6 protein-coding genes are annotated in these 5,311 nt (G+C 70.3%); 3 read left to right on the top strand and 3 right to left on the bottom strand.

The window, feature by feature from the left end:
* Both AC30N0_RS13665 and AC30N0_RS13660 read right to left on the bottom strand, forming a co-directional pair.
* Window positions 1-254: DUF4326 domain-containing protein (locus tag AC30N0_RS13665; RefSeq protein WP_489518456.1), on the bottom strand; the 254-nt coding region annotated here is incomplete at its 3' end.
* Window positions 251-1,114, bottom strand: coding sequence for an N-formylglutamate amidohydrolase (locus tag AC30N0_RS13660; protein ID WP_489518455.1), 864 nt, complete (start codon window positions 1,112-1,114; stop codon window positions 251-253). The genes AC30N0_RS13665 and AC30N0_RS13660, both read right to left, overlap by 4 nt.
* Window positions 1,115-1,215: 101 nt before the next feature.
* Here AC30N0_RS13660 and AC30N0_RS13655 point away from each other — a divergent pair, with 101 nt between their 5' ends.
* The 3 genes from AC30N0_RS13655 to AC30N0_RS13645 are packed head-to-tail and all read left to right on the top strand — an operon-like array spanning window position 1,216 to window position 3,336.
* Complete coding sequence (locus tag AC30N0_RS13655; protein ID WP_489518454.1) at window positions 1,216-1,875, top strand: LemA family protein; 660 nt, start codon at window positions 1,216-1,218, stop codon at window positions 1,873-1,875.
* Between the two features lie 25 nt (window positions 1,876-1,900).
* Window positions 1,901-2,827 carry a TPM domain-containing protein gene (locus tag AC30N0_RS13650; RefSeq protein WP_489518453.1) on the top strand — a complete coding sequence of 309 codons (927 nt, stop codon included), beginning with the start codon at window positions 1,901-1,903 and terminating at the stop codon, window positions 2,825-2,827.
* Window positions 2,827-3,336 carry a TPM domain-containing protein gene (locus tag AC30N0_RS13645; RefSeq protein WP_489518452.1) on the top strand — a complete coding sequence of 170 codons (510 nt, stop codon included), beginning with the start codon at window positions 2,827-2,829 and terminating at the stop codon, window positions 3,334-3,336. Before AC30N0_RS13650 ends, AC30N0_RS13645 begins: the two co-directional genes overlap by 1 nt.
* 70 nt (window positions 3,337-3,406) lie before the next feature.
* Here AC30N0_RS13645 and AC30N0_RS13640 read toward each other — a convergent pair whose 3' ends face one another.
* Window positions 3,407-5,104 carry an ABC transporter substrate-binding protein gene (locus tag AC30N0_RS13640; RefSeq protein WP_489518457.1) on the bottom strand — a complete coding sequence of 566 codons (1,698 nt, stop codon included), beginning with the start codon at window positions 5,102-5,104 and terminating at the stop codon, window positions 3,407-3,409.
* Window positions 5,105-5,311 lie beyond the last annotated feature (207 nt).

The raw sequence follows: 5,311 nt of genomic DNA, 5'->3' as shown, positions 1-5,311 counted from the left end.
CAGCAGGTGAGGTCGTGGCCGCCGAGCGCGGCGCGGATCGCCGCCGCCGTGGGCGGCAGGGCGGCGCCCGGCGCCGGAATCTCGCCGCGCAGCCAGCGCGCGTGATGGGCGACGGCGACGGCCGCGGTGCCGCACTCGGCGACGCTGAACGGGTTGCCCCAGCGCGTCGTCCGGTCGACCTTGACCGTGTCCGGCGGCATCGTCCAGCCCTTGCTGCGGCGGAGCTGAACGCGGCGCGGCGCGGCAGCGGTCATCGCCGCCCGACCTCGGCGGCGGCGTACTCGAGCACGGCGTCGATCAGCGTCGCCAGGTCCTTCTGCAGCGGCACGAAGCCGGCGCTCTTCTCGCGCGTCGCCTCGTCCATGTAGAGCCGCTTGTTGACCTCGACCTGCAGGCTCATCCGCCGCTCCGCGGGGTTCGAATAGGCACGGACCAGCTCGACCCCCTTGTACGGGTCGTTCACCTTGACCTCGTAGCCCATGCCGGCGAGCACGCCGCGCACGAACTCGGTGAAGGCCGGATCGCAGGTCGTGCCGTCGCGGTCGCCGAGCACGAAGTCGGCGCGGCGCACGCCGGCGCCGCCTTCGCCCTGCACACCGCTGACGGCGTTCATCGAGTGACAGTCGATGTGCCAGCTCGCGCCGAAGCGCGCGTGCGTGGCGGCGATGCGCTCCTGCAGCGCCGCGTGGTAGGGCGCGTGGACGCGCTCGATGCGGCGCCGCACCTCGTCGACCGGGAGCAGCCGGTCGTAGATGGGCGCGCCGCCGTCGAGCGTGCGCCAGACGAGCGCCTTGCCCAGCCGGGCCTTGCCGCTCGGCACGAACGCGTCGGGCCAGCGGCCGCCCTCGAGCAGCGCCAGGTCGATGTCGCCGGCGTGGCGATTGAGGTCGATGTAGGTGCGTGGCGCCAGGGCCGCGAGGAGGGCGACGCCGCGCTCGGTGGCCGGCCGGTACAGCTCGTCGACGAAGCAGTCCTCGCCGTCGCGCAGGTCGAACTCGCTCACGGCCGCGCCGAAGTCGGAAGGGAACTCGTGCCCGGAATGCGGCGAATCGAGCAGCAGCGGCACCCGGGGTTCGGCCGGGCCGTCGATTCGGAAGGTCTGCGTGGCTGCCATGCGGGTCCCGTAGCGTCGCGGCATCCATTCTTGCAGCGGCCCGACGCCCCGTCCGACACGGCCTGCAAGGTACGATCCTCGCCGTCCACTGAGGAGGCTCCATGCACATCGCTACCCCGTCGTTCGGCCGCCGTCTCGGCGCGTTCGTGCTCGCCGGCTTCACGCTGGCGCTCTCGGGCTGCGGCTACAACGACTTCCAGCGCCTCGACGAGCAGGTGCGGGCCGCGTGGGCGGAAGTGCTGAGCCAGTACCAGCGCCGCGCCGACCTGATCCCGAACATCGTCGCCACCGTCAAGGGCGAGGCGAACTTCGAACAGGAGACGCTGACGCGCGTCATCGAGGCGCGCTCGCGGGCGACGGCGATCCAGGCCACGCCCGAACTCGTCAACGACCCGGAGGCCTTCGCCCGCTTCCAGGCCGCGCAAGGGCAGCTGAGCGGGGCGCTGAGCCGGCTCCTCGTCGTCGCCGAGCAGTACCCGAACCTGAAGGCGAACCAGGCCTTCCAGGACCTGCGCGTGCAGCTCGAGGGCACGGAGAACCGCATCACCGTCGCCCGCAACAAGTACATCCAGACGGTGGCCGAGTACAACGTCAAGGTGCGCAGCGTGCCGACGAACTTCACGGCGATGGTCTTCGGCTACAAGGTCAAGCCGAACTTCGCGGTGCAGAACGAGGCGCAGATCGCGGTGCCGCCGACGGTCAGCTTCGACAAGCCCGGCGCGCCGGCCGCACCCGCCCCGGCCGCGCCCGCGTCCCGCTAGCCGCCTGCCTTCAGCCGGAGCGCCGATGCGCGCCTCGCCCGCCCCGGCCGCCGCGCCGGCCCGCGCCACGCTCTTCTTCGCGGCCCTGCTGCTCGCCTGGGCCTGCGCCTGGGCGCAGTCGGTGCTGCCGGTGCCGCCGCTCAGCGGCCGGGTCATCGACCAGACCGGCACCCTGACGGCGCAGCAGGTCGGCGCCCTCGAGGCCAAGCTCGCCGCCATCGAGGCGCAGCGCGGCGCCCAGGTGGTGGTGCTGATCGTGGCGACGGCCCGCCCGGAGGACATCGCCTCCTTCGCGCAGCGCGTCGCCTCGACGTGGAAGATCGGCCGCAAGGCGGAGGGCGACGGCCTCCTGCTGACCGTGGCCAAGGAGGACCGCGACGTCAACATCCAGGTCGCCGCGGCGCTGCAGGGGGCGGTGCCGGACGTCGCGGCCGGCCGCATCATCCGCGAGCAGATCATCCCGGCGTTCCGCAACGGCGACTACGCCGGCGGCCTGAACAGCGCCGTCGACCGCCTCGGCGAGCGGATCGCCAGCGAGGGCCTGCCGCAGCCGGCGCCCGGCGGCGACGGAGCCCGGCAGCGTCCGGCCTCCGGCTTCAGCCTGCAGGACATCGGCCTCTTCCTCCTCATCGGCGTGCCCGTCGTCGGCGGCATGCTGAAGAGCGTCATGGGCCGCAAGCTCGGCTCGCTCGCCACCGGTGCCGGCGTCGGCGCGCTCGGCTGGTTCCTGACCTCGAGCCTGCTCATCGCCGGCGGCGCGGCCCTCGTCGCGCTGGTCATGGTCGGCGTGATGGGGGTCGGCGGCGGGAGCCGGCGCGGCGGCATGGGGCCGGTCATCTGGGGCGGTGGTGGCGGCGGCGGCGGGGGATTCGGCGGCGGCGGCTTCGGCGGCGGCTTCAGCTCCGGCGGTGGCGGCAACTTCGACGGGGGCGGCGCCTCCGGGCGGTGGTGATGGCGAGCCGGATCGCGCGCCTGCTCCGGCACCGGATGTTCGACGAGGACGATGTCGCCCGCGTCCTGCCGCCGGCCGCGCTGGCCCGCGTCGAGGCGCGCGTGACGGCGAGCGAGGCGCGGCACGGCGGCGAGATCCGGGTCTACGTCGAGGCCGGCCTGCCCTGGAGCTACCTGCGTCGCGGCGCCACGCCGCGCGAGCGCGCCATCGCGATGTTCGGCAAGCTGGGCGTCTGGGACACCGAGGCCAACAACGGCGTGCTGATCTACCTGCTGCTCGCCGAGCATGCGATCGAGATCGTCGCCGACCGCGGCCTGAGCCGTCACGTCGACGCGCCGGCCTGGGCGGCCATCACCGAGACGATGCGCGACAACTTCCGCCAGGGCGACTTCGCGGCCGGCCTCGAGCAGGCGGTCGACGCCGTCGACGCACTGCTCGTGCGCCACTTCCCGCGCGCGCCGGGCGACGCCGACCGCAACGAGCTGCCGGACGCGCCGCACATCGGCTAGCTTCGTCGCGGGTCGAAAAAAAAGACCTCCGGTGCAGCGCACCGGAGGCCCGTCTGCGGTACCGGGCGCGTCAACGCACCTTGCCGGCCTTCCACGCGCTCAGGAGCGTGTCGTAGGCGATCGTCTCGCCCTTCGGCTTCTCGTTGGCCAGCTTCTTCCACGGCGCGCCCTTGTCGCTCAGCCACTTGGTCGGGTCACTCTTGGGATTGAGCTTGGGTTGGCAATAGGCCATGCCGGCGCGCTCGAGGCGGGCCATGACCTGGTCCATCTCCTCGGCCAGGGTGTCCATCGCCGCCTGCGGCGTCTTCTCGCCGGTCACCGCGACGGCAACGTTCTTCCACCACAGCTGCGCCAGCTTGGGGTAGTCGGGCACGTTGCCGCCGGTCGGCGTCCAGGCGACGCGAGCCGGGCTGCGATAGAACTCGACCAGGCCACCGAGCTTGGGCGCCATGTCGGTCATCGCCTGCGACTGGATGTCGCTTTCACGAATCGGCGTCAGGCCGACGATGGTCTTCTTCAGGCTCGTGCTCTTGGCGGTTACGAACTGAGCGTAGAGCCATGCCGCGGCCGTCCGGTTGGCATCGTGGTCCTTGAAGAAGGTCCACGAGCCCACGTCCTGGTAGCCGTTCTGCATGCCCTGCTTCCAGTACGGACCGTTCGGGCCCGGCGCCATGCGCCACTTCGGCGTCCCGTCGGCATTCACGACCGGCAGGCCCGGCTTGATCATGTCTGCCGTGAAAGCCGTGTACCAGAAGATCTGCTGCGCGATCTGGCCCTGCGCAGGCACCGGTCCGGATTCGCCGAAGGTCATGCCGATGGCTTCTTTCGGCGAGTACTTTTTCATCCAGTCAACGTACTTCGTGAGCGCGTACACGGCGGCCGGCGAGTTCGTGGCGCCCCCGCGGGACACCGAAGCGCCCAGCGGGGTGCAGCCGTCGTCGGTGGTGCGGATTCCCCACTCGTCGACCGGCTTGCCGTTCGGGATGCCGATGTCGGCCGTGCCTGCCATCGACAGCCACGCGTCGGTGAACCGCCAGCCCAGCGACGGGTCCTTCTTGCCGTAGTCCATGTGGCCATAGATCGGCTTGCCGTCGATGGTCTTCACGTCGTTGGTGAAGAAAGCGGCGATGTCTTCGTACGCGCTCCAGTTAAGCGGCACGCCCAGCTCGTAACCGTACTTGGCCTTGAACTTTTCCTTCAGCTCCGGCTTGGCGAACAGGTCGGCGCGGAACCAGTACAGGTTGGCGAACTGCTGGTCGGGCAACTGGTAGAGCTTGCCGTCTGGCGCGGTGGTGAAGCTGGTGCCGATGAAGTCCTTCAGGTCCAGGCCCGGGTTGGTGAACTCCTTGCCGGCGCCTTCCATGTAGTCGGACAGCGCGAGGATCTTGCCGTAGCGGAAGTGGGTGCCGATCAGATCGGAGTCGCTGATCCAGCCGTCGTAGATCGACTTGCCCGATTGCATCGAGGTCTGCAGTTTCTCGACCACGTCGCCTTCCTGGATCAGGTCGTGCTTGACGGTGATGCCGGTGATCTCGCTGAAGGCCTTGGCCATCGTCTTGCTCTCGTACTCGTGCGTCGTGATCGTCTCCGAGACCACCGAGATCTCCGTCACGCCCTTGGCCTTCAGCTTGGCCGCGGCGTCGATGAACCATTTCATCTCGGCGGCCTGCTGGTCCTTGGACAGGGTGGACGGCTGGAACTCGCTGTCGATCCACTTCTTGGCGGTGGCTTCGGCGCCGGTGGCGGCGGGCGCTGCGGCGGAGGCCATCGCGGCTGGGCTGGCCGACCCGGCCGGCGCGGTGACGACGACGACATCGTCCTTCTTGCCGCAGGCGGCCAGTGTCAGGGCGACGGCAGCCCCAACAGCCGACAGCATCGTGATCGAAATCGAGCGTTTCATTTTGGTTTCTCCGGTGAACTTCCCGTGGTTTGTGGGCAGGCCGGCTTGGGAAGACACGCCGACTGCCATTTTGAA

This window comes from Rhizobacter sp. (assembly GCF_031412495.1).
In the GTDB taxonomy this organism is placed as follows: domain Bacteria; phylum Pseudomonadota; class Gammaproteobacteria; order Burkholderiales; family Burkholderiaceae_C; genus Schlegelella_A.
This window is presented reverse-complemented; position numbering and strand designations above follow the sequence as displayed.

Bases quoted from the DNA above. Each gene is read 5' to 3' on its own strand.
- AC30N0_RS13640 (WP_489518457.1), bottom strand. From the start codon at position 5,104: ATGGCCTCCGCCGCAGCGCCCGCCGCCACCGGCGCCGAAGCCACCGCC.
- AC30N0_RS13650 (WP_489518453.1), top strand. From the start codon at position 1,901: ATGCGCGCCTCGCCCGCCCCGGCCGCCGCGCCGGCCCGCGCCACGCTC.
- AC30N0_RS13655 (WP_489518454.1), top strand. From the start codon at position 1,216: ATGCACATCGCTACCCCGTCGTTCGGCCGCCGTCTCGGCGCGTTCGTG.
- AC30N0_RS13645 (WP_489518452.1), top strand. From the start codon at position 2,827: ATGGCGAGCCGGATCGCGCGCCTGCTCCGGCACCGGATGTTCGACGAG.
- AC30N0_RS13660 (WP_489518455.1), bottom strand. From the start codon at position 1,114: ATGGCAGCCACGCAGACCTTCCGAATCGACGGCCCGGCCGAACCCCGG.